The 23,046-nt window shown below is 65.2% G+C and carries 18 protein-coding genes and 1 tRNA gene; 13 read left to right on the plus strand and 6 right to left on the minus strand.

The annotated features are described in order from the left end of the window. Positions 1-8: 8 nt before the first annotated feature. Entirely contained in the window at positions 9-413 is a 405-nt protein-coding gene (locus tag HDC35_RS14950) for a GtrA family protein (RefSeq protein WP_184648358.1), read from the plus strand. 244 nt (positions 414-657) lie between these two features. Further along, positions 658-1,368, plus strand: a complete 711-nt coding sequence (locus HDC35_RS14955) for a class I SAM-dependent methyltransferase (protein WP_184648182.1) — start codon at positions 658-660, stop codon at positions 1,366-1,368. Here the strand turns inward: HDC35_RS14955 and rfbG are convergent. Both rfbG and rfbF read right to left on the minus strand, forming a co-directional pair. Then, positions 1,323-2,426 (minus strand): CDP-glucose 4,6-dehydratase, encoded by a 1,104-nt coding sequence (gene rfbG, locus HDC35_RS14960; protein ID WP_311770780.1) that lies wholly within the window; start codon positions 2,424-2,426, stop codon positions 1,323-1,325. The genes HDC35_RS14955 and rfbG overlap by 46 nt on opposite strands. Continuing rightward, the gene (rfbF, locus tag HDC35_RS14965) at positions 2,411-3,184 is read right to left on the minus strand and encodes a glucose-1-phosphate cytidylyltransferase (RefSeq protein ID WP_184648183.1); all 774 of its coding nucleotides are present in this window, start codon (positions 3,182-3,184) and stop codon (positions 2,411-2,413) included. Before rfbF ends, rfbG begins: the two co-directional genes overlap by 16 nt. A gap of 40 nt (positions 3,185-3,224) precedes the next feature. Between rfbF and HDC35_RS14970 the strand changes: the two genes are divergently transcribed. The 4 genes from HDC35_RS14970 to HDC35_RS14985 all read left to right on the plus strand — a co-directional run bounded on the left by HDC35_RS14970 (position 3,225) and on the right by HDC35_RS14985 (position 8,792). After that, on the plus strand, positions 3,225-4,892 hold the full coding sequence (locus HDC35_RS14970; RefSeq protein ID WP_184648184.1) for a glycosyltransferase family 39 protein: 1,668 nt from the start codon (positions 3,225-3,227) through the stop codon (positions 4,890-4,892). Positions 4,893-5,283: 391 nt separating this feature from the next. After that, positions 5,284-6,060, plus strand: a complete 777-nt coding sequence (locus HDC35_RS14975; RefSeq protein WP_184648185.1) for an SDR family NAD(P)-dependent oxidoreductase — start codon at positions 5,284-5,286, stop codon at positions 6,058-6,060. Further along, on the plus strand, positions 6,057-6,845 hold the full coding sequence (locus HDC35_RS14980; RefSeq protein WP_184648186.1) for an enoyl-CoA hydratase/isomerase family protein: 789 nt from the start codon (positions 6,057-6,059) through the stop codon (positions 6,843-6,845). Before HDC35_RS14975 ends, HDC35_RS14980 begins: the two co-directional genes overlap by 4 nt. Positions 6,846-6,950: 105 nt before the next feature. Further along, positions 6,951-8,792: an arylsulfatase gene (locus HDC35_RS14985; protein ID WP_184648187.1), complete on the plus strand. Its 1,842-nt coding sequence runs from the start codon at positions 6,951-6,953 to the stop codon at positions 8,790-8,792. Here HDC35_RS14985 and HDC35_RS14990 read toward each other — a convergent pair. Then, positions 8,712-9,650 carry a formylglycine-generating enzyme family protein gene (locus tag HDC35_RS14990; RefSeq protein WP_184648188.1) on the minus strand — a complete coding sequence of 313 codons (939 nt, stop codon included), beginning with the start codon at positions 9,648-9,650 and terminating at the stop codon, positions 8,712-8,714. The two genes, HDC35_RS14985 and HDC35_RS14990, sit on opposite strands and share 81 nt — an antisense overlap. Beyond that, positions 9,650-10,276: a TetR/AcrR family transcriptional regulator gene (locus HDC35_RS14995; RefSeq protein WP_184648189.1), complete on the minus strand. Its 627-nt coding sequence runs from the start codon at positions 10,274-10,276 to the stop codon at positions 9,650-9,652. Before HDC35_RS14995 ends, HDC35_RS14990 begins: the two co-directional genes overlap by 1 nt. 122 nt (positions 10,277-10,398) lie before the next feature. Between HDC35_RS14995 and HDC35_RS15000 the strand changes: the two genes are divergently transcribed. Continuing rightward, positions 10,399-12,033 (plus strand): sulfatase-like hydrolase/transferase, encoded by a 1,635-nt coding sequence (locus tag HDC35_RS15000; protein ID WP_184648190.1) that lies wholly within the window; start codon positions 10,399-10,401, stop codon positions 12,031-12,033. Here the strand turns inward: HDC35_RS15000 and HDC35_RS15005 are convergent. Then, positions 12,018-12,230, minus strand: coding sequence for a hypothetical protein (locus tag HDC35_RS15005; protein WP_184648191.1), 213 nt, complete (start codon positions 12,228-12,230; stop codon positions 12,018-12,020). The genes HDC35_RS15000 and HDC35_RS15005 overlap by 16 nt on opposite strands. A 109-nt stretch (positions 12,231-12,339) precedes the next feature. Then, positions 12,340-12,426: transfer RNA gene (locus HDC35_RS15010), tRNA-Leu, on the minus strand. A 306-nt stretch (positions 12,427-12,732) separates the two neighbouring features. Here HDC35_RS15010 and HDC35_RS15015 point away from each other — a divergent pair. The 6 genes from HDC35_RS15015 (at position 12,733) to gspF (ending at position 23,036) form a co-directional block, all read left to right on the plus strand. Then, the gene (locus tag HDC35_RS15015) at positions 12,733-14,307 is read left to right on the plus strand and encodes a hypothetical protein (RefSeq protein ID WP_184648379.1); all 1,575 of its coding nucleotides are present in this window, start codon (positions 12,733-12,735) and stop codon (positions 14,305-14,307) included. 82 nt (positions 14,308-14,389) lie between these two features. Further along, a complete protein-coding gene (locus tag HDC35_RS15020; protein WP_184648192.1) occupies positions 14,390-17,086 on the plus strand; it encodes a TonB-dependent receptor domain-containing protein in 2,697 nt (898 codons plus the stop codon). 161 nt (positions 17,087-17,247) lie between these two features. Beyond that, a complete protein-coding gene (locus tag HDC35_RS15025; RefSeq protein ID WP_184648193.1) occupies positions 17,248-18,120 on the plus strand; it encodes a type II secretion system protein N in 873 nt (290 codons plus the stop codon). A gap of 5 nt (positions 18,121-18,125) precedes the next feature. After that, the gene (gene gspD / locus HDC35_RS15030; RefSeq protein WP_184648194.1) at positions 18,126-20,339 is read left to right on the plus strand and encodes a type II secretion system secretin GspD; all 2,214 of its coding nucleotides are present in this window, start codon (positions 18,126-18,128) and stop codon (positions 20,337-20,339) included. Then, on the plus strand, positions 20,336-21,829 hold the full coding sequence (locus HDC35_RS15035) for an ATPase, T2SS/T4P/T4SS family (RefSeq protein WP_184648195.1): 1,494 nt from the start codon (positions 20,336-20,338) through the stop codon (positions 21,827-21,829). The genes gspD and HDC35_RS15035 overlap by 4 nt, the downstream gene beginning before the upstream one ends. Next, entirely contained in the window at positions 21,822-23,036 is a 1,215-nt protein-coding gene (gene gspF, locus HDC35_RS15040) for a type II secretion system inner membrane protein GspF (protein ID WP_184648196.1), read from the plus strand. The genes HDC35_RS15035 and gspF overlap by 8 nt, the downstream gene beginning before the upstream one ends. Positions 23,037-23,046: the final 10 nt, after the last annotated feature.

Genomic DNA, 23,046 nt, shown 5'->3' on the forward strand with positions numbered 1-23,046 from the left:
CCCGCGTGATGGCCAAGGTTGTCCCGCTTAATCGGCCGCTACGCTTCCTGATTGCGGGAGGCGTGAACACGGTGTTCGGGCTCGCCTTTTATCCGCTTCTGCTCTGGTCGGTGCCATATTTGCACACGCATTATATGATTGCGCTGGGAATCGCGCAGGCCGTGTGCCTATGTTTCGCCTTTGCCATCTACAAGCTCGCGGTGTTCCGCACGCGCGGTAATGTCTTGCGTGAGTTCGGCGTTTTTTCCGGCTTTTACCTCTTCAACTACGCGGCCAATTGGGTGGCTTTGCCGGTGCTCGTCGAGCTCGCGGGGGTTTCGCCGGTCTACGGCCAGCTCGCTTTCACGTTCGTTTTGATCGTGACAAGCTGGCTCTGGCACAGCCGGGTAACCTTCCGGTCGGCGGAGGCGTGACGTGAGCGAATTCCTCCCGCGGCCCTGCCCCCTTTGCGGCGGCACCGAGACCCGTGCCGAAGTCCAAAGCCTACACCGCGCCGAAACGATGGCGTTCGAAGACGTTCGTCCATATTGGTCGGGGTTATCGCAGGATAAGCGCTTCTTTTCCTATCATCGCTGCGCCGATTGCGGCCTCCTATACAATCCTGTCTTCTTCAACGGGGCGCAATTGGGGGCGCTGTATTCGAACATGGCACCGAACATGGACGTCGTGGCCCGCGATGCGATCGGCGCTACCCAGCGCGGCTATTTCGAGCGCGCGGCGGCGCAGGGCCCGCTGGCGGGCGGCTATCTCGAAATCGGTCCCGACGTCGGTTATATCGTGGCCGAGGCGGCAGGACGCGATGTTTTTGATCATTTCTGGCTGTTCGAGCCCAACCGCGCGGTTCACGACATGCTGCGCGCCGCAGCGGGCGACCGGCCGGTGACGTTGCTGCCCGATATGGAGGATATTTCCGCGGTGCCCGACGCCAGCATCGGGCTCGCGGTGATGGTGCACGTCCTCGATCATCTGCTCGATCCGCGCGCGATGCTCACCCGGCTCCGGGCCAAACTGCGTCCGGGCGGCACGTTGATGATTGTCACGCATAACGAACGGTCCCTGCTACGCACGCTGATGGGGCTGCGTTGGCCGCCCTTCTGCCTCCAGCATCCCGAGCTTTATAATCCCGACACGATGGCCGATCTGCTTGGCCGCGCGGGCTATACCGGCGTGCGCATCGAACGCAGCCGCAATCATTTCCCGGTCGATTTTCTCGCGCGGCAGGCCTTGGAGGCGGTGGGCATCAAGCTCGACCGGGTGCCGCTTCCCAAGGCGACAATCGGTCTCAGGCTCGGCAATATGCTGTCGCTCGCGGGGACTCCGGCTCAGGCGACCGCGCGCACGGGCGTGGAGATCACGGCGGCCGAATAGTCCGCGATCTGTTGGAGCGTAAATGCGCGGGCGTCGCTTCCCGCGGAGACGGCCTTGTGCCAGTCGGCGATCCAGCCGAGCGCCTCTTCGAGCTTCAGCATCGGATGCCAGCCGAGCGCCGCGCGCGCTTTCGAGCTATCGAGCCTCAGCAGTCCCGCCTCGTGCGGGCGCGGACCCGTGTCGGGTATGGCTTCGGGCTCGTCGCCCCATGCGACCTGCAGCCGCTCGACGATCCACGATACCGGTCGCGCATCCTCGTCCGACGGGCCGAAATTCCAGCCGCTCGCAAATTGCCGCTCGCCCGCGAGCAGCCGTTCGGCGAGCATCAGATAGCCGTGCAGCGCCTCGAGCACATGCTGCCACGGGCGCACCGAGCCGGGGGAGCGGATCAATGGCGCGGTGCGCGACAGCATCGCGCGGATAAGGTCGGGAACCAGCCGGTCGTCGGCCCAGTCGCCGCCGCCGATGACATTGCCCGCGCGCGCCGAGGCGAGGAGCGGGCCCGGAGTGTCGAAGAAACTGCTGCGCCATGCCGACACGACCAACTCGGCGCAGCCCTTGCTGTTGCTATATGGGTCGTGGCCGCCCATCGGGTCGCTTTCGCGATAGGGCCAGACCCATTCGCGGTTTTCATAGCATTTGTCGCTGGTGACGCAGACGATCGCCTTGATGCCGGCAACGTGCCGTGCGGCGTCGAGCAGGTGGACCGTGCCCATGACGTTGGTCGCATAAGTCTCGACCGGTTCGCGGTAGGAGAGGCGGACGAGCGGTTGTGCGGCGAGGTGGAAAATGACTTCGGGTGCGCAGGCTTCGACGGTCCGGCGCAGCGCCGCAGCATCGCGCACGTCGCCTTCTACGTGATCGACCAGTTCGTGGACGCGCGCCGCTTCGAACAGGCTCGGCTGCGTCGGCGGGGACAGGGCAAAGCCGGTAACCTGGGCGCCCATATGGTGCAGCCACAAGCTGAGCCAGCTTCCCTTGAAACCCGTATGGCCGGTCACCAGGACGCGACGCCCGGCCCACTGCGATGCCGACGCGGCGTTCACCAGCGTTTCCACGGCGCATCGCCTTTGTTCCACAGCTCTTCGAGATATAATTTGTCGCGCAGCGTATCCATCGGCTGCCAGAAGCCTTCGTGGCGGTAGCCCATTAGTTCGCCGCCGCGCGCAAGCTGTTCGAGCGGACCGCTTTCCCACACCGTGTCGGGCCCATCGACCAGGTCCAGGATCGACGGATCCGCCACGAAGAAGCCTCCATTTATCCGGCCGCCATCGCCCAATGGCTTTTCGTGGAAATCGGTGACCCGGTCGCCGTCGAAGGCGAGCGCGCCGAAGCGTCCCGGCGGGGTGACCGACGTCACGGTTGCGCGCAGTCCGTGGGCGCGATGGAAATCGACCAGTTCGGCGATGTCGATATCGGCGACGCCATCGCCATAGGTGAAACAAAAGGGTTCGTCGGGATCGAGATAGGGGCGGATCGCGGCGAGCCGCCCGCCGGTCATGCTCGTCGGTCCCGTTTCGACCAGCGTGATCCGCCAGGGCTCGCTGCGCGCGTGGTGCACCTCCATGCCGTTGCCGTTGCGCAGGTCGATCGTGACGTCCGACGTGTGGAGGAAATAATTGGCGAAAAATTCCTTGATCAAATAGCCCTTATAGCCGAGGCAAACGATGAAGTCGTTGAATCCGCTTGCGGAATAGATCTTCATAATATGCCAAAGGATCGGCATTCCGCCGATTTCCACCATCGGCTTGGGCTTGACGGCGGTCTCTTCACCGAGGCGGCTGCCAAGGCCGCCGGCCAAAATTACGGTTTGCATCGTCGCTCCACGTCTAGTTCTCGACAGCATGACGGACCCGATGCCTACAGCCCGCAATTCGCCCTGGAAGGTCCTGACCGGACCGGCGGGCTTGTGCCTGATCCTGTTCGTCGCGGCCTTGCTGCGCATCGACGGCGTCGGCTTCGGCCTTCCGGCGCTCAACGATGCCGACGAACCGCTGTTCATGGCGACCGCGGTCGAAATGCTCTCGAAACCGACGCTCAACCCCGGATGGTTCGGCCATCCGGGCACTGTCACCTTCTACTCGTTGATGCTGGTCGTCCTGCTCGTCGGCGGCCTCGGCATCCTGACCGGGCGCTTCGCCGATTTCGACACCTTCGCTGCATCGGTCTACACCGATCCCGGCATCGTCTTCCTGCCCGCGCGACTGATGATGGTGGCTTTCGGCGTCGCCTGCGTGTGGATGACCTGGCGGCTCGGCAAGCAGCTTGGCGGCAATCGGATCGGGCTCGTCGCGGCCGCGATCCTCGCGGTCAATGCGGTCCATATCGAATATTCGCAAATTATCCGTACCGACGTGCAAGCCAGCCTGTTCATGCTGCTCTGCGCGCAGTCGGCGCTGGCGATCGCGCAGGACGGCCGCCGCCGCGACTATCTGTTCGCCGGATTTTTCGCCGGCCTCGCCTGCGCGACGAAATGGCCCGGTGCGGTGGTTGGCGTGACGCTCATCGGCGCCTGCCTTTGTCGCTGGCGATCCGGCGTGGCTGAATGGCGCGACTTCGTGTTTTCGGGCCTTGCCGCGGCCGCGACCCTGTTCGTCGTTTCGCCCTTTCTGCTTATCGACCATGCCACCGTTCTGCAGAATCTGTCGGGCGAGGCGCGCCCGCTGCATCCGGGGGCGACCGGGGGCGGGCTGTTCGACAATCTGGGCTGGTATATTGCCGGGCCGCTTTTCTCGTCGCTGGGAATCGGCGGCCTGCTGCTCGTCGGCGGGGGGCTCGTCTGGGGTGCGGGTGATCGCCATCGCTGGGCGTGGGTTATCCTGCCCTTCTGCCTGACCTTCCTGTGCCTCATCGCGATTCAGTCGTTGCGTTGGGAAAGGTGGATCGTCCCGCTGCTGCCCTTTGCCGCGCTTGCGGCGGCGCGGGCCTTATGTGCCATGGCCGACTGGCTGCCTGCGCCGCGCGCCCGGGTCGCGCTGCCCGTCGCGCTTGGATTGCTCTTGATTCCGATGGTGGTTACCGAACGCCTGGAGGCCGCGGGCAGACGTCAGGACACGCGCCAGGCCGCCTCCGCCTGGCTTCGCGATCATGCACCGCGGGGAAGCCGGATTTTGATCGAAAATCCGGCGTTCGATCTTTTGGACGAGCCATGGCAATTGCTCTACCCGATGGGATCGGCGGGCTGTGTCGATGTGCACGACATGCTCGCCGGCCGGATCGGCCAATCGGAGGTCGAGGATCGGCGACAGGGCGGGGCGATCGTCGATGTCGGCCATGTCGATATGGCGCGGCTGGACAGTTGCCGGGCCGATTTTGCGGTTGTGACCAACCATATTCGCTACCGCGCCGATCGCGTTCATTTTCGCGAGGCGTTGCGGCGTTACGACCGGCTGCTCGCGGGCGGGCGGTTGCGGCTGGTGGTGCGGCCGGAGCCGGGCATCAGTTCGGGCCCCGAAGTTCATATCGTCGAACTTGCCCGCCCGCCGGCTGCGCCGGCCGTGCGTCGCGCGGCCGGATATGATTAGGAACCGCCGGCCTTTTGATTCCCGAACGTCTTTGCGGGCACGCTGAAGGCGGGCCACTGCTTGGCGGCGCCAAGATCGCCGTGCTCTTGTTCAAGCGGCTGGGGGCTCGGCTCGGTGCCCGGCCATTTCGCGGCGGGGCTCGCCAGGGCGACGCACCGGTCGAATCACGATCGATATCTAGCGAAACCCACCGATAGGCGATGACCTTTATCCCCCGCCCGCCACACTCGGTAGCCGCAGCGGGGGATGAGGTTCGTTGTGCACAACAAGAACATTAAGGGAACAAATCCTGCTCGTCAACAGGTTAATTCATGTTCTTCCACCTCGACCGCCCGGTTGACGTGAACGTCAATCGCGATCAATGCATAGCAAGCGAAGGAAAGGGAGTGGGATGGCGGAGCAACCCAAATTCGATCTGACGGGGCGCGTGGCGCTGGTGACGGGGGCGTCCTCGGGCCTCGGCGCGGGCTTCGCCAAGGCGCTTGCCGCCGCAGGGGCCAGCGTTGTGCTCGCCGCGCGCCGTGCCGACAAGCTCGCGGAGCAGGTCGCGGCGATCGAGGCGGCGGGGGGGAAAGCGATCGCGGTCGGCATGGACGTCACCGACGAGGTATCGACCAAGGCCGCCTATGACGCGGCCGAGGCGGCCTTCGGCACCGTCGATACGATCGTCGCCAACGCCGGCGTCGCGACCGAGAAGATGGCGATGGGTCTTTCGGTCGAAGAGGTCGATTTCCTGCTCGCGGCCAATGTCCGCGGCGTGTTCCTGACCGCGACTGAAGGGGCCAAGCGGCTCGACAAGGCGGGCAGCCGCGAGAAGCAGAACGGCCGCATCGTCCTGATCGGCTCGATCACCGCGGAAAAGATTTTCCCCGCGACCTCGGTTTACGGCGCGACGAAGGCGGCGGTGCGCCACCTCGGCAAGGCGCTGGCGCGCGAATGGGCGCGGCGCGGGATCAGCGTCAATGTGATCCAACCCGGCTATTTCGCATCCGAAATGACCGCCGAACTGTTCGAAAGCGATGTCGGCGCGGCAATGGTGAAAAGCTTCCCGCGCCAGCGGATGCGCCCGCCGAGCGACCTTCACGCGCCGCTGCTCCTGCTCTGTTCCGACGCCGCGCTCGGCATCACGGGCAGCGTGATCACCGTCGACGACGGGCAGACGCTGTGAGCGAACTGCTTGTCGAGGCGCGCGGTGCGGTCGAGATCGCGACGCTCAACCGGCCCGAGCGCCTCAATGCGCTGAACGAGGCGCTGGTCGACGAGCTCAATGCCTATTTCGGCAAGCTCGCCGAACGCTCCGATGTTCGCGTCGTGATCCTGCGCGGCGCGGGGCGCGGTTTCTGCGCCGGTCTCGACATCCAGGAAGACCGGTCGAGCGACGAGACGCCGGTGCTTCGCACGCTGCGTACCCAGACCAGCATCGGCAATATCTATCGCAAGATGCGCGCCTGCCCGCAGCCGGTGGTTGCACTCGGGCACGGCGCAGCGTGCGGCGGCGGGCTGTCGCTGTTGCTCGCATCCGACGTGCGTTATGCGGCGCCCTCGTTCCGCTGCAATGCGGCCTATATCCGCATCGGCCTCGGCGGGTGTGACATGGCGTCGAGCTATTTCCTGCCGCGTCTTGTCGGGGCGAGCCTTGCGTCGGAGATGATCCTGACCGGCCGCTTCATCGACGCCGACCGTGCGCTGCGCAGCGGACTGGTCAGCGAAATCGTCGAGGAGGAGGCGTTGTTGGAACGCGGTCTCGCGCTCGCCGACGAAATGCTCGCGACGTCGCCGCATGGCCTTCGCCTGTCGAAACAAGCGCTGAATCTCAACATCGACGCGCCGAGCCTCGATGCGGCGATGGCGATCGAGGACCGCCAGCAAGTGATCCTTTCAGCGACCGAGGACCACCGCGAGGCGCTTGCCGCCTTCCTCGAAAAGCGCTCGCCGCAATATCGCGAGCGATAAGGTTAAGCGCCCGCCTTCACCCCATTGACTCGCCAATATATTGGCATAGTAAGTGTCATATCCCGAGGGGGTGGGAGTGATGGCAGTACGCGGGAGGATCACTAAATGCCGGGTCGCTTAGGCGGGTCCCGGCGTGCTGCCATCATAGCAACCGGCGCGCTGGTCGCCCTGACGCCAGTCCAGGCGCGACCGGCGGAGCCAGCACCGAAGCATCCGAATATCGTCATCCTGCTCGCCGACGATTGGGGATTTTCGGACGTCGGTTCCTTCGGGTCCGAAATGGCGACGCCCAACATCGATGCGTTGGCGCAAGCGGGCACGCGCTTTTCGAACTTCCACGTCGCGGGTTCCTGTTCACCCACGCGGGCGATGCTCCAGACGGGCGTGATGAATCATCGCAACGGGCTCGGCAATATGCCCGAGACGATCCCCGACGAACATCGCGGCAAGCCTGGTTACGACACGGTGATGAACTTTCGCGTCGTCACGATCGCACAGCTTCTGAAAGCGGCGGGTTATCGCACTTACCTGAACGGCAAATGGCATCTCGGCAGCGATGCGAGGCGCCTGCCGCACGCGCGCGGGTACGACCGGGCATTTAGCCTCGCCGATGCCGGCGCCGACAATTTCGAACAGCGCCCGATCGAGGGCCTGTATGACAAGGCGAACTGGACCGAAAATGGCAAGCCGGCCACGCTGCCGAAGGAATATTATTCGTCGCACTTCGTCGTGCAGCGGATGATCGATTATATCGAGGCGGACCGTAACAGCGGCAAGCCCTTCCTCGCCTCGATCAACTTCCTCGCCAACCATATCCCGGTACAAGCACCCGACAGCGATATTGCCCGCTATGCGGCGATGTACCGTGATGGCTGGACCGCGCTGCGTGAAGCGCGGGCGAAACGCGCTGCGGCGCTCGGCATCATGCCCGCGGGGGTGCCGACGGTGACGATGGCGACGACACCCGATTGGAGGAAACTCGACACCGACGAACGCGCGGCGGCGGTGCGCGTGATGCAGGCCTACGGCGGCATGGCGACCGCGATGGACCGAGAGGTCGGCCGGCTCGTCGCGCATCTGAAAGCGACCGGCGATTACGAAAATACGATCTTCGTCTTTCTGTCGGACAATGGCGCCGAGCCCACCAATCCGTTCGGCAGCCTGCGCAATCGGCTTTTCCTCGGCATGGAATATGATCTGGCGACGGCGAACATCGGCCGTCGCGGCAGTTTCTCGGCGATCGGTCCGGGGTGGGCGAGCGCGGCGGCGTCGCCGCTTTCCGGATATAAGTTCACGGCGTCCGAAGGGGGGCTGCGCGTTCCGCTGATCGTCGCGTGGCCGGGCAATGCGAAGATTCGCGCCGGCGCGATAAACGACGGTCTCGCGCACGTTACCGACATCCTGCCGACTCTGATCGAACTGAGCGGCGTGCCGGGTCACAGGGGCGCGTGGCACGGCAAGGCGGTCGAACCCGTCACGGGGCGCAGCTTGGTGCCGATGCTGGAAGGCGCGACGGGCAGCGTCCATGGCGACGCCCCGCTGGGTTATGAGCTTTCGGGCAATGCCGCCCTGTTCCGGGGCGACTACAAGCTGGTGCGCAACCTCGCGCCGGCCGGCGATGGCCGTTGGCGGCTGTACAACCTGAAGCTCGACCCCGGCGAAACGCGCGACCTCGCCGCCGCCGAGCCCGACCGCTTTGCCGCCATGCGCGCCGATTATCGTGCCTATGCAAAGGCAAATGGGGTGCTCGACATGCCGCCGGGCTACACCGCCGACGAACAGATCAATCGTTATGCCTTCGAACAGCAGGGGCGAAGACGGCTCATCCGCCTTGGCCTCTGGACCGGCGGGATCGTACTGGCGCTGTCAGTTCTGGTCTGGGGCTGGCGTCGCCGGCGCCGCGCGCGCCGTATCGATCAGGCGAAAGCCGATGTGATCGGTGCCTAGGCTGCGCTCCTGGAACTGGCGCGCGGCGGGACGGTAACGCGCGCAATAATTGGCGGCGCACAGGAAGCTGCCGCCCTTGATGACATTGTTCTCACCGCCCGCCTTGCTCGTCGTCCATTCCCACACATTGCCGATCAGGTCGTGGACGCCGTGCCGGTCGGCGGGGAAGCAGGCGACCGGTGCTCGGCCGGTGAAGCCGTCGGAGCCGAGGTCGCGTACGGGAAAGGCGCCCTGATAATAATTGGCGAGCGGCTTGCCCGCCTTGTCCACCGGGACGTTGCGGTCGGCGCCGCCGGTTGCCGCGGCGAGTTCCCACTGCTCCTCGCTCGGCAGCGCCTTGCCCTTCCACCGGGCATAGGCGAGCGCATCGTCGTAACCGATCTGGACCACCGGTTCGCGGCCGCGCCCGTCGATGTCCGTGGCTGGCCCGGCGGGGTGCCTCCACTGGGCGCCGACGACCCAGCGCCACCAATTCGGGTTGCCGTCGGTCGGCGCCGTGAACACCGCCGAACCGGGAATCAGCATGTCCGGCGGCGCGCCGGGCAGCTTTGGCGGGTCGCGTTCGGCGAGAGTCTTGTATCCGGTTGTGTTCACAAATTCGGCGAACTCGGCGTTGGTCACCTCGTGCGTCGCGATCCAGAATCCGGGGACACGGACCTCGCGCGCGGGGCCTTCCTCTGGCAGGTGGGCGTCCGCCCCCATGGCGAAGGTCGCGCCGGGAACCCAGACATAATCCTCGGCCGGCATCGCCGGGCACTCGGGCGCCGTCGCCTCGGCCGTCTCGGGCGCCTTCGCCTCGCCACAGGCCGCCAGCGCGCCGAGAAGCGTCGTTGACAGGAACGCAGTCCGTATCGGCATCAAGGTCGTTCGCCGATCGTCGTTATCAGAGAGTCGACCATGTGCATCGTAACCGTTCCCGCTTCCTCGGCCGACAAGCCCTGGTCGTGGCGCAATGTCCGCCAGGTCTGGAACGACAGCGCCGCACACAGCGCCTCGACATGTATCCGGTCGGTCAGCACCGTGCCGGGCAACAGGCGCAGGATCAACTCGCGTTCGAGCATCACTACCTTGGCGTATTGACCCATCAGAAAGGGGGACTGGTATCGCTTGATGTTCGCCGCGAGGCGAAAGGGCAGCGTCGTTTCGAACACGCGGATGCGCCGCCGAACGAGTTCGCGAATATTCGCCTGCCACGGCTGGTCGGGATAGGGCGCCGTCACGAGCGGCATTACGCGGTCGGTGATTGTCGCGGTGATTTCGGCGTAGAGCGAGTCCATATCGTCGAAGTGCCGGAACACGGTGCGCAGCCCGATGCCCGCCTCTTCGGCGACGCGCGCCGCGCTCGGCGCGAGGTCGCCGCCGACGATCAATTCCATCATCGCCTCGACGATGCGCTTGTGGCTGGTCCGGCTGCGCGCGCGGCGGCCATCGACCCGTTCGGGTTCGGTCTTTGCCTTTCTCGATTTGCGCACCCCCGTCGTCATCGTTCCTCCGCTGGCCCAGCTTTGCGGCGGGGTCAAACAATCTTGCATGTCGATCAATATAATGACACATATAGTGCCAATAGTTTTGCGGCAAGCAGGCATCGCTGGGCAGGGGATGAAGGATGAGGAAGCGTTGGGTCGCGCTGGGCGTTCTCGCTTTGATGGGGGCGGGCGGATATTGGGCGTTCGAGGCGAATAAATACCGGCTTCCGGGTGTCATCCAGGACTGGAACGACCCGGTACAGCCCCACCGTCGCGTGGCATGGCAGCAGGGCCCCGCCGAGGCGCCCGAGGGCAAACGCCCGCCCAACATCATCCTGATCGTGGCCGACGATCTCGGCTACAACGATATCAGCCTGAACGGCGGCGGCGTCGCGGGCGGGGTCGTCAAGACGCCAAACATCGACGCTCTCGCACGCGAAGGGGTCAATTTCACCACCGCCTATGCCGCCAATGCGACCTGTTCGCCCTCGCGCGCGGCGATGATGACCGGGCGTTATCCGACGCGCTTCGGTTTCGAATATACCGCGGTGCCGGTCGAGTTTGCGGAAAATCTGGCGCATGGCGAGGGCGTGGGGCCGCACAGGGCGATCTTCCACGACGAGCTGATCACTCCCGATATTCCCGCCTATCCCGACATGGGCGTGCCCGCAAGCGAAGTGACGATTGCCGAGGCGGTGAAATCGGCGGGCTATCACACGCTTCATATCGGCAAATGGCATCTGGGCGAGGCGCCTATGCTCCAGCCGCAGCATCAGGGTTTCGACGAAAGCCTCGCCATTCTCGCGGGCGCGGCCATGTTCCTGCCCGAGGACGACCCCGATACGGTCAACGCCAAGCTGCCGTGGGATCCGATCGACCGCTTCATCTGGGCAAACCTGCGCCATGCCGTGACCTTCAATGGCAGCAAGCGTTTCCATCCCAAGGGACATATGACCGACTATTTCGCCGACGAGGCGATCAAGGCGATCGAGGCGAACAAGAACCGGCCCTTCTTTATGTATCTGGCCTTCAACGCGCCTCACACTCCGTTGCAGGCGACAAAGGCGGACTACGACAAGCTGCCTGAGATCAAGGATCACAAGACGCGCGTTTACGGCGCGATGATCGCGCAGCTCGATCGACGTATCGGCGACGTGATGGCAAAGCTGAAAGACGCGGGAATCGACGACAATACGCTCGTCGTCTTCACCAGCGACAATGGCGGCGCCTGGTATAATGGCATGCCCGACCTGAACGCGCCGTTCCGCGGCTGGAAGGCCACCTTTTTCGAAGGCGGCATACGCACCCCGCTCTTCATGCGCTGGCCAGGTGGAATCGCACCCGGAACGCAGCGTGCCGACGTGACGGGGCATCTCGACATCTTCGCGACGATCGCCGCCGCCGCCGGCGCGGCGCTGCCAGGCGACCGGACCATCGACAGTGAGGATATCCTCGCCGGTCCCGCCAACCGGCCGGCGATGTTCTGGCGCTCGGGCGACTATCGTGCGGTAAGGTCGGGTGACTGGAAATTGCAGGTGACGAAGCGCCCCGAAAAGGCGCGTCTCTACAATCTGGCTGTCGACCCGACCGAGCGCCGTGACCTTGCCGCGACCGATCCGCAGCGCGTCGTCGCGCTTCGCGCGATGATCGAGGCGCAGAATATGGGCATGGCAAAGCCGATCTGGCCGGGGCTCGTCGAAGGGCCGGTGCGAATCGACGTGCCGCTCGATGCGCCGTGGAAGGACGGGCAGGATTATATCTACTGGACCAACTGACCCGCGTCGCGGCTTGTGAAACATCGGTGCGCGGCCTGCAGGCGCTCGGCCGTATCCAGCCCCTGACGCATATCGAACGCGTCGTCGGGGCGCTTCGCCTCCGCGATATCGACGCGATCCATTTCGACCTGATGTACGGATTGCCCGGCAAGTCGCTCGCCGGCCTCGACGCCATCCTCGACGAGACGATCCGCCATGAACCGAGCCGGATCGCGCCCGCGGACGAAGGGACGAACTCGATCCTTCGGAGCTTTGAATGTTCTGGAAAAGCCCGTCCGCGCCTGTTCCGGCCGGCGCGAGCGATGATGGTGCGGTCGAGAAGACTCGAACTTCCACGGCCTTTCGGCCACAACGACCTCAACGTTGCGCGTCTACCAGTTCCGCCACGACCGCACATCATGATGGTCCGGATCGGGTCCGGCACCAGGTAGGAGCGGGCGCCTAGCAAAGCTTTTGGGGTGATGCAAGCGAGCTTCGCAGCTTTTATTTTTGCGGGTGCGAACGACCGCAGCCCCACGCTGCCGTCGTTGTCACCGAACCGACTCCAAAGAGTCATGCAAGTGTCACGGGTCTGGCGTCAGACCGTCATCGAATCACCCTAGTGGCGGCGTCACCGGGGGCGAGTCAGCAATTCTTTGCTCGTCTGCGGCGTGTTTTTCATCAGGGGCGCGACGGCGCACACCGGGAACGGAGATTTTCATGGCGGCTTTCGCACGCATTCGTTTGGTCATGCTCAGCGGCGTGGCCTGTTCCATTCTTGCGGCGTGCGGCGCCGATGGCGTCGCGTCGCCGGGCGAGGGCGTGATTGTGATTCCCGCGCCGACCCCGACGCCCACCCCGACGCCGACCCCCACCCCCACGCCGACCGGCGTGACTCCGGCCGCGAACTGCCCGACGATCGCCGGCGCGGACCAGTTGACCGACCTCGGCACGATCACCGGTAACGAAGGAACCTGGCGCAACTGCGGCTTCCCCGCGCGCTTTAACTCGACCACCGCCATCCCGAAGGTGGACGGCGTCATCTATTCGCTGCCCGGCCGTGTCGATGTCGGCACTGACCAAGGCGCGGCGAGCACCAATACCGTCGCGACGCTGACGATCGATCCGGGCGTCACCATCTTCGGTTCCACGGGCGTGTCCTACCTTGTCGTCAACCGCGGCAACCGCATCGACGCCGTCGGCACCCCGACGCAGCCGATCGTCTTTACCGGTCGCGGTAACGTCGTCGGTTCCGCGGGTGACGACACGTCGCAGCTGTGGGGCGGTATCGTCCTGCTCGGCCGCGCGCCGGTCACCGACTGTCTCGCGCCGGGCGCCGCCGAAGGCACAGTCGCTTGCGAACGCGACACCGAGGGCACGTCGAACGCGCTCTATGGTGGTGCGCAGCCCGCCGACAATTCGGGCCGCATGTCCTATGTCCAGATCCGCTATTCGGGCTTCATCCTCAGTGCCGACAAGGAACTGCAGGGTCTGACCCCGTCGGGCGTCGGTTCGGGCACGCAGATCGACCATATCCAGATCCACAACAGCTCGGACGACGGCATGGAAGTTTTCGGCGGCCGCCCGAACTTCAAGCATATGATCGTCACCGGGGCCGAAGATGATGCCTTCGACACCGACGTCGGGTACAAGGGCAATATCCAATATGCGATCGCAATCGGCCGCGCCGGCGGGACGGTTGGCGACTCGATGATGGAAATCGACTCGGACGGCAATGAACAGGCCGTTCCGCGTCAGAATGTCACTATCTCGAACTTCACCTTCATCCACCGCAACGCCACCAACAGCAATGCGGCCGCCATCCGCATCCGTGGCGGTGCCGACTATACGTTCGCGAACGGTCTGATGACGAGCGACACCTCCTGCATCCGCATCGACAACACGTCGACGACGCAGACGGCGGGCGCCGACGAACAGGGGCCGCCGCGCTTCTTCTCGGTGTCGCTGAAATGCAGCGCCGCGCGACCGTTCCGCGGTGGCGGCAGCCAAGGGACGGCAGTGACCGACGCCGAAGTTCAGGCGATTTTCAACGCGGGGACGAACAACCGCTTCGACTATGCGCCCGGCCTGACCAGCCTGTTCATCAACGGCGCGACCGAGACGGGTTTCACCGCGATCGACGCCAAGACGATCAACGCCTTCTTTGACACCACGGCCTATGTCGGCGCCGTCCGCGACGCCAACGACACCTGGTATCAGGGTTGGACCTGCAACTCGGCGACGGCGGACTTCGGCACGTCGAGCGGCAGCTGCAGCGCCATCCCGACGACCTGATCGCTCGCGATCCAAACGGGGAGCGGGCACGCCTGACGGGCTGGCCCGCTCCCTTCCTGCATATACCTTGGGGATTTTCACCATGACCAAGCGGCCGATCTTCGCCAGCCTGCTTCTCCTTAGTTCCGCGCTCGTCGCGCCGGCCGCGCTCGCGCAGGACGCCAGCGCCGAACCCGCTGCCGATACGCCGCCCGCCGCCGATGAAGCGACTGACGACGATGCGGCAGCGCCCGAAGAAGAGGCGGACATTTCGATTCCCGGCGGCGCCGATACCGAAATCGTCGTTACCGGCCGCTACACCCCCAATATCGTCCGTGCCACGCCCGAAGTCGTGTCGTCGCTTTCGTCGGCCGACATTGCGCGCACGGGCGAAGGCGATATTTCGGGCTCGCTCCAGCGCGTGACCGGCCTGTCGGTGGTCGGCGGCGGCTTCGTCTATGTCCGCGGTCTCGGCGACCGCTATTCGCTCGCCCTTTTGAACGGCTCGCCGTTGCCGAGCCCCGAACCCTTGAAGCGCGTCGTCCCGCTCGACATCTTTCCGACCAACGTCATCGACTCGACGCTGGTGCAGAAGAGCTTTTCGGTGAACTTCCCCGGCGAATTCGGCGGCGGCGTGATCAACCTCACGACCAAGGCTACCCCGCGTGAGACCTTCCTCACGTTCTCGGGCGGCATCGGCTGGGACAGCGAGACGACCAACGAACTCGGTTATACCTATTATGGCAGCGACAGCGACTGGACGGGATTCGACGACGGGACGCGCGACGTTCCGCCGCTGCTGCGCGCCGCGCTGAAAAGCGGCAAGCCGATCCTCGAAGGCGCCGACTTCAGCCAGAACGACCTCGAAGCGATCGAAATGGAGCTGGTGAACGCCGAAACCACGTTGCTGCAACAGAATAACCATATCCCGGTGAACTGGTCGGCGGGGATCACAGGCGGCACGACGATCCAGCTTCCCGATGGTGAACTCGGGATCATCGCGACCGCGGGGATCAGCAACAAGTGGCGGACGCGCGATACCTTGCAGCAAACCTCGGTCAACGCCGACCTGTCGGGTGACCCGCAGACGAGCTACAACCGCGTCATCACCGACAATCGCGTGGTGGTGAACGGGCTGCTCGGCTTCGGGCTCGAACTCGGCGATCACAAGATTCGCTGGACCAACCTCTATATTCGCGACACGCTGAAGCAGGCGCGCCTCGCCCTCGGCACCGACGCCAACCAGTCGGACCGCGACATCATGAAGCAGGACACGGCCTGGTACGAGCGCCAGCTGATCAATACGCAGCTTGTCGGCGAATTCAAATTCGACCGGCTGAAGCTCGATCTGCGCGGCGCCTACGCCAATTCGCAGCGTGAGGCGCCCTATGAGCGCGGCTTCACTTATGTCCGCACCAACCAGCCGGGCGATCCGGTGGGTGACAAATTCGTCAACGATCTCGGCGGCAACCGCGGCGACGCGACGATCGCCTTTTCGGACCTCAACGAGGATCTGTGGTCGGGCGGCGTCGACCTGTCGTACGAACTGGCGCCGCGGATCACCGCGACGGTCGGTTATGCCTATACCGACACGCACCGCATTTCGGAACGCCGGACCTTCCAGTTCCGCGCGTCGAACCTGCCGATCGCGGTGCAGCAACTGCGCCCGGACTATCTGCTCTCCGACGCGACGATCCAGCTGTACGACATCTCGCTGCTCGAAACCTCGGCGCAGGACGGCACGGCGGCATTCGATGCCAACCTGACCACCCATGCAGGCTATGCCCAGGTGCAGGCCGAGTTGGTAGCGGGCGTAAACGTCAACGCCGGCGTGCGCTACGAAGAGGCGAAGCAGACCGTCGTACCGATCGACCTGTTCGGCACCGGGTCGTCGGCGATCGTCGAGACGAACCTCGACAATGATTACTGGCTCCCGGCCGTCACGCTGACCTGGGAAGTCGCGCCCGACATGCAGCTGCGCGTCAACGGGTCGAAAACGATCGCCCGCCCGCAGTTCCGCGAGCTGGTGGCACAGGTCTATCAGGATCCCGAATCGAACCGTCTGTTCCGTGGCAACCCGTCGCTGACCGACAGCGAGCTGTGGAATGCCGAAGCGCGTTACGAATGGTATTTCGACAAGGATCAGCGCCTGACGGTCGCCGGCTTCTACAAGTCGATCGACAATCCGATCGAAACCTACACTTCGATCTCGGACTCGTCGGTGAACAGCAGCTATGCCAACGCGCCGAAGGCGACGCTTTATGGCGCCGAGCTTGAAGTGCAGAAATATCTTCCGCTCGACACGCTGTCGGATTCGCCTTTCTGGCAAAGCCGCCGCCTCGTGCTGATCGGCAACTACACCTACACCAAATCGGAGATCAAGGTCGGCGACAGCGACACGACCGTCATCAACGGCGTGGTCCAGAATGCCGCCAACTTCTTCTTCGACGGGGCGCCGCTCACCGGCCAGTCGGACCATCTGGTCAACTTCCAGATCGGGCTGGAGGATCAGGACAAGCTGTCACAGCAGACCCTGCTCTTCACCTATGCCAGCCCGCGCGTGACCAGCCGCGGTCCGTCGGGCCAGCCCGACCTCAAGGAAAAGCCCGGCATCCAGCTCGATTTCGTGGCGCGGCAGGGGGTCAACCTGCTCAACAAGGAGATCGAGCTGAAGTTCGAGGCGCGCAATCTGACCGGACGCAATTATCAGGAAGTCCAGACCTCGGGCGACAACAAGGTCTATTTCAACCGTTACAAGCTGGGCCGCACCTTCTCGCTCAGCGCGTCGCTGAAGTTCTGATAAGGGGGAAGGCCTCTCTCCGCACGGGGAGAGGCCATTTCCACCGCACCGGACTCGCCCGGCTGACAAAAAACTGTAATCTTGCCGTCAACTGATTGTCATCAATCGCCCCTAGGCGATTCGCGAACACGGCCTTTCAGTTGGGGGACAGGGAATATTTCATGGCAACGCTGATGTCCGGATCGGCCGTTCGGTTGCCGCGCGCGCTGCCTTCCTGGTTGCGCCTGGCGAAGCGGAGCCGGCGTCAGATCTGGCCGGCGCTGCTCGCCGGCCTGCTCGGCGCGCTTTTGATCTGGCAATGCGTTCGCTTGCTCTGGGTGCTCTTCACGCCATTGTCGCCGCTCGGGGCGTGGCAGCCGCAGGCGGCGGTCATCGTATCGCCGGCCGAACGGCGTGCGCTGTTCACCAGCCTCGACCCCTTTTTTCGCACCAATGCGCAGGGACCGGCTTCGGCGACGGTCACCGCGCTCGGCCTCACCCTGTTCGGCGTCAACATCAATGAAGCCACCGGCAGCGGTTCGGCGATCATCGCCGGCGAGGACGGGGTGCAGACGAGCTATGCGGTCGGCGACGAGATCGCACCCGGCGTCACGCTCGCCGGTGTCGCCTTCGACCATGTGCTGCTCGACCGCGGCGGCGCGCGCGAAAGCCTGTTCCTCGACCAGAGCGGCGCGGCGCCCGTGGCCGGCGCCCCAGGCGCGCTTCCGGCACCGACGCCGGAGATCGGCGCGACGCCCGCTGCCGGCAGCGGAGAAATGACCCCCGCGGCGATCAAGGCCGGCGTCGCCTTCGCACCGCGCACCGAGGAAGGCCGCGTGACCGGTCTGGTCGTCCAGCCGCAGGGCGACGGTGCCAGCTTCCGCGCCGCGGGCCTGCGGCCCGGCGATGTCGTCCGCTCGGTGAACGGGCGCCCCATCACGTCGGTCAGCGACGTCGCGGCGCTTGGCAATCAACTCGTCCCGGGAGCCCGCATCGCGCTCGAGGTCGAGCGCGGCGCCAGCGTCGTTCCTGTCGCCATCTTTCTTTCGAAATAGGTATTATGCGCCTCAAACTTTCCCTCATGCTCGCCGCCGCGCTCGTTTCGGCCATTCCGGGTCCGGCGCAGGCGCAATATACGCTCAACGTGCGCGATGCCGATATCCGCGCCTTCATCCAGGACGCAGCGCGGATCACCGGGCGCACTTTCGTCATCGACGGGCGCGTCAACGGCAAGGTATCGGTCGTGACCGACCGGCCGCTGTCGCGCAGCGAATATTTCGAGATTTTCCTCGCCACACTGCGCTCGAACGGCCTCGTGGCGGTGCCGGGTCCGAACGGCAGCTACCGGGTCCAGCCCATCGACGGCGCCGCGGCTCAGCCCGGCCGGATCGGCAGCGGCGGCGCGGCGCAGAACCAGTTCGTCACCGAAATCATCCGCCTCAAGCATATCGACGCCGTCGCCGCGGTCGAAACGCTGCGCCCGCTCGTCAGTGCGCAAGGCTCGCTCACCGCGAACCGCAACGCCAACAGCCTCGTCGTCGCCGACTTTGCCGACAATATCCGCCGTATCCGCGCGCTCGCGAGCAGCATCGACCGCGACAGCTCGACCAGCCAGATCGTCACGCTGAAAAATGCAGGCGCGCGCGAAATCGCCGCCGCGCTCGCCGCGCTGGTGCCGGCGGCGGGCGAGGGCGCGCGCGCACCGCTCGCGATCGTGCCGATCGACAGCAGCAACGCGATTGCGCTCAGGGGCGACCAGGCGCTTGTCGCACGCTTCGTGTCGATGGCGAACGATCTCGATGCCAAGGCGGCGGGCGGGACCGAACTGCGCGTTTACTGGCTCGAACATGCCAATGCCGAAACCTTGCTCCCGACGCTTCAGCAGTTGATCGGCGGCGGCAGCGATCCGGCGCAGAAAGCAGGCCTGCCGCCGGCGTCATCCTCGACCTCATCGTCGGGTAGTAGCGGCACGCCGGCCCCGGCGGCTGCCGCCGCGCCCACCTCGACCTCGATCGGGGCCGGAGGCAGCGGCAGCATCTCGACCCGCGGTCCCGCCATCGTCACGCGCTACGAAGGCGCTAACGCGATCATCGTCGCGGCGAACAGCGAGGTGCAGCGCATGCTCGGCGAGCTGATCCGCCAGCTCGACAGCCGGCGGCAACAAGTGCTGGTCGAGGCGATCGTCGTCGAAATCGGCGACGATGCGGCCAAGCGGCTCGGCGTCCAGTTCCTGCTTGGCGGCAAGAATATCCCGTTCGTCGCGACCAGCTACAGCAATGCGCAGCCGAATATCCTGACGCTGGGCGGCGCCTATGCAGCGAACGAGTTGTCACAGCAGACGACGACGGTGAACGGCAACACGACGGTCACGCAGACGAACAGCTCGCTTGGCAACAGCCTGCAGGAAGCGGCGGCCGCGTCGCTGCTGACCGCGACTGGCGGTTTCGCGGGCTTCGCGGGCGATATTGGCAAAAATACGGTGTTCGGCGCAATCATCAACGCGGTGAAGTCGGACACCACGTCGAACCTGCTTGCGACCCCGCATATCGTCACGCTCGACAATCAGGCCGCGAAATTCCTCGTCGGGCAGGAAGTGCCGATCACGACGGGCGAGGCGCTCAGCGACAATTTCGACAATGCCTTCCGGACCGTCCAGCGCGAGGAGGTCGGCATCAAGCTCGACGTCACGCCGCAGGTCAATGGCGCGGGTGAGGTGAAGCTGTTCCTGCGGCAGGAGGTGTCGAGCGTTGCGGGCCCCGTTTCGTCGCGCAACAGCGACCTCATCCTCAACAAAAGGTCGTTCGAAACCGTGCTGACCGTCGACGACGGCGAAATCCTCGCGATCGGGGGGCTGCTCAACGACGACGAGCGCCGGACGATCGAACGAATCCCGCTGCTCAGCGATATCCCGCTGCTCGGCGAGTTGTTCAAATCGCGCAGCCGGACCCGGTCGAAGACCAATTTAATGGTCTTTATCCGGCCGACGATCCTGAAGAGCCGTGAGGACAATGCCGCGCTCACCGCGCGTCGCTATGGCTATGTCCGCGACTTCCAGCTGCAACGCAATCCGGGAGAAGAGCCCCCGATCGATACGCTCGTTCGCGACTATCTGGGCACTGTGCCGCCGGTCCCGAGCGATCCGATGGCGTCCGACGTAACGGTGGGCCCTGCTGCGGCCCCGGCCATGCGGGGCGACGGGCGCGCGATTACCCCCATCGACGTCCCGCCATCGGTCCCGCAACAGCCTGTGCCGCCGACCGGAGAATATCCGTGACCGACAGCGAAAGCGCGGCGCCGCCCCCGGCGCCGGTCGATATCCCCTATGGCTTTGCCCGGACGCACGGCGTCGTCATCGCCCCGGGCGACGATGGCGTCTGGCTTGCGACGCTGCGCGAAGGCAGCGACCCGGCGGTGCTGATCGAGGTGAAACGCTATCTGGCGCAGCCGCTGCGCGTGGCGGCGGCAAGCGGCGCCGATTTCGACCGGCTGCTGTCGGATCATTACGCGGTCGACAGTTCTGCCGCCGCGATGGCGGGGTCGCTCGACGGCGGCGATCTCGATCTCGGCATCCCCAGCGCCGAGGACCTGCTCGACAGCGCCGACGACGCCCCCGCGATCCGCCTGATCAACGCGATCATCGCCGAAGCGGTGCGGCAGGGGGTCAGCGATATCCATATCGAGCCCTATGAAAGCGGGCTCGTCGTGCGGATGCGCGCCGACGGCGTGCTGCGCGAGCATTTGCGCATGCCGCCGCATGTCGCGCCTGTCGTCGTCAGTCGCATCAAGGTGATGGCGCGCCTCGACATCGCCGAACGGCGCGTGCCACAGGACGGGCGCATCGGGCTGACGCTTGCGGGCAAGGCGGTCGACGTCCGCGTTTCGACGCTGCCCAGCCGCGCGGGCGAACGCGTCGTCATGCGTATCCTCGACAAGGATGCGGCGGGGATCGACTTCGACGTCCTTGGCCTTTCGGGCGCCGCCGACCAGATATTGCGCGAGGCGCTGGCCGAACCCAACGGCATCATCCTTGTCACCGGGCCGACCGGTTCGGGCAAGACGACCACGCTCTATGCGGCGCTCAAACAGCTCAACGATGGCCAGCGCAATATCCTGACCGTCGAGGACCCCGTTGAATATGCCGTCGACGGCGTCGGCCAGACGCAGGTTAACAGCAAGGTCGGGCTCGATTTCGCCGCGGGTCTCCGCGCGATCCTGCGCCAGGATCCCGATGTCGTGATGGTCGGCGAAATCCGCGACCGCGAAACCGCCGATATCGCGGTGCAGGCCTCGCTGACCGGACACCTTGTCCTCTCGACCGTCCATACCAATGATGCGGTCGGCGCGATCACGCGCCTCAAAGACCTCAAGGTCGAACCCTTCCTGCTCGCCTCGACGCTGCGCGCGGTGCTTGCCCAGCGGCTGGTGCGCAAACTCTGCGATCATTGCCGTGAGCCGGTGCAGGCCGACAATAGCGTCGCGGCCATCCTCGGGCTCGATATCGGTACGGTCATCTGGCGCCCCAAGGGCTGCGACCAGTGCGGCGGCACGGGCTTCAAGGGTCGGATCGGGGTGTTCGAGGCGATCAAGGTCGACGAAACTGTCCGCCGCTATATTTATGCGGGCGGCGACGAGGCGATGATCGCGAAACACGCTTTTCTGAAATCGCCGACGCTCGCCTCGGCGGCGCGTTCGATGGTCGCAAAAGGACTGACGACCGCCGAGGAAGCGATCCGCATCGCGCGGCGCGAGGATGTCGATGCCTGATTATCGCTATGTGGCGATCGATCCCCAGGGCCGCGAACGCAAGGGGCGATTGACCGCCGCGACCGACGATGCGGCGCGCGCCGACCTGATCCGCCGCAGATTCCATATCGTTGCCGTCGAGGCTGCGGGCGCGAAGCCCACGCGACGGTCGTTGCTCGCCTTTCGGAAGAACAGCCTCAGCAGCAAGGAACTCGCGCTGTTTACGCGCCAGCTTGCGACGCTCGCCGAAGTCGCGCCCCTCGAAGAGGCGCTGCGCACGCTGACCCGGCAAAGCGAAGCCGAAAGTGCGCGCGCCGTCATCGGCGAAGTTCATGCGGGCCTGCTCGAAGGCCGCCGCCTCGCCGACGCGATGGCGCGCCAGCCGGCCAGCTTTCCCTCGCTCTATCGCGCGATGGTCGCGGCGGGCGAAACGACGGGCAGCCTTACGACGATCCTCGCGCGGCTCGCCGACCTGCTCGAACGGCAGGCGGAGGTGCGCGGCAAGCTCATCGCCGCGCTCGCCTATCCTGTCGTCCTCGCGGTCGTCGCGATCGGCGTCGTCGCCGCGCTGATGATCTTCGTCGTCCCGCGCGTCGTCGAACAATTCACCGATGTCGGCCAGCAACTGCCCTTCCTGACCCGCGCGGTGATCGCGATTTCGGGCTTCGCCGCGAACTGGTGGTGGCTGATCGCGCTCCTGATCGCCGCCGCGATTTTCGGCTGGGTATCGGCGATGCGCCGCCCGGCGTTCAAGGCGGCGGTCGATGCGCGCCTCCTGCGTCTGCCGCTGTTCGGCCGCCTGCTTCGCGATCTTTACGCCGCGCGCTTTGCGCGGACGCTGTCGACGATGGTGTCGAGCCGCCTGCCGCTCGTCGAAGGGCTTAAACTGACCGTGCCGACGATCCGCAACGCCGCGCTGGCCGGCGCGACGGCGAATATCGTCGATCAGGTGCGCGCGGGCGGCGGCCTGTCCGCGGCGCTTCGCGATGCCGGCGTTTTTCCGCCCCTGCTCGTCTATATGACCGCCAGCGGCGAAAGCGCGGGCCGGCTCGAAGTCATGCTCGAACGCGCGGCCGATTATCTCGAACGCGAATTCGACCGGTTTACGGCCGCGTCGATGGCGCTTCTCGAACCTGTCATAATTGTCGTTATGGGGTCGTGTGTCGCCCTCATCATCCTCGCCATCCTGCTGCCGATCCTCCAGCTGCAGAACCTAGCCGGACTATGAAAATGTCGCT

The sequence above is a fragment of the Sphingopyxis sp. JAI128 genome (genome assembly GCF_014207235.1).
Taxonomy (GTDB): Bacteria; Pseudomonadota; Alphaproteobacteria; order Sphingomonadales; family Sphingomonadaceae; genus Sphingopyxis.

Coding starts and splice junctions, on each gene's coding strand:
- HDC35_RS15005 (WP_184648191.1), bottom strand. CDS start 12,230: ATGGCGGATCGTCTCGTCGAGGATGGCGTCGAGGCCGGCGAGCGACTT.
- gspD (WP_184648194.1), top strand. CDS start 18,126: ATGCGCCTCAAACTTTCCCTCATGCTCGCCGCCGCGCTCGTTTCGGCC.
- HDC35_RS14950 (WP_184648358.1), top strand. CDS start 9: ATGGCCAAGGTTGTCCCGCTTAATCGGCCGCTACGCTTCCTGATTGCG.
- HDC35_RS14975 (WP_184648185.1), top strand. CDS start 5,284: ATGGCGGAGCAACCCAAATTCGATCTGACGGGGCGCGTGGCGCTGGTG.
- HDC35_RS15000 (WP_184648190.1), top strand. CDS start 10,399: ATGAGGAAGCGTTGGGTCGCGCTGGGCGTTCTCGCTTTGATGGGGGCG.
- HDC35_RS15025 (WP_184648193.1), top strand. CDS start 17,248: ATGGCAACGCTGATGTCCGGATCGGCCGTTCGGTTGCCGCGCGCGCTG.
- HDC35_RS14995 (WP_184648189.1), bottom strand. CDS start 10,276: ATGACGACGGGGGTGCGCAAATCGAGAAAGGCAAAGACCGAACCCGAA.
- HDC35_RS14985 (WP_184648187.1), top strand. CDS start 6,951: ATGCCGGGTCGCTTAGGCGGGTCCCGGCGTGCTGCCATCATAGCAACC.
- HDC35_RS15020 (WP_184648192.1), top strand. CDS start 14,390: ATGACCAAGCGGCCGATCTTCGCCAGCCTGCTTCTCCTTAGTTCCGCG.
- HDC35_RS14955 (WP_184648182.1), top strand. CDS start 658: ATGGACGTCGTGGCCCGCGATGCGATCGGCGCTACCCAGCGCGGCTAT.
- rfbF (WP_184648183.1), bottom strand. CDS start 3,184: ATGCAAACCGTAATTTTGGCCGGCGGCCTTGGCAGCCGCCTCGGTGAA.
- gspF (WP_184648196.1), top strand. CDS start 21,822: ATGCCTGATTATCGCTATGTGGCGATCGATCCCCAGGGCCGCGAACGC.
- HDC35_RS14970 (WP_184648184.1), top strand. CDS start 3,225: ATGCCTACAGCCCGCAATTCGCCCTGGAAGGTCCTGACCGGACCGGCG.
- HDC35_RS15015 (WP_184648379.1), top strand. CDS start 12,733: ATGGCGGCTTTCGCACGCATTCGTTTGGTCATGCTCAGCGGCGTGGCC.
- HDC35_RS14990 (WP_184648188.1), bottom strand. CDS start 9,650: ATGCCGATACGGACTGCGTTCCTGTCAACGACGCTTCTCGGCGCGCTG.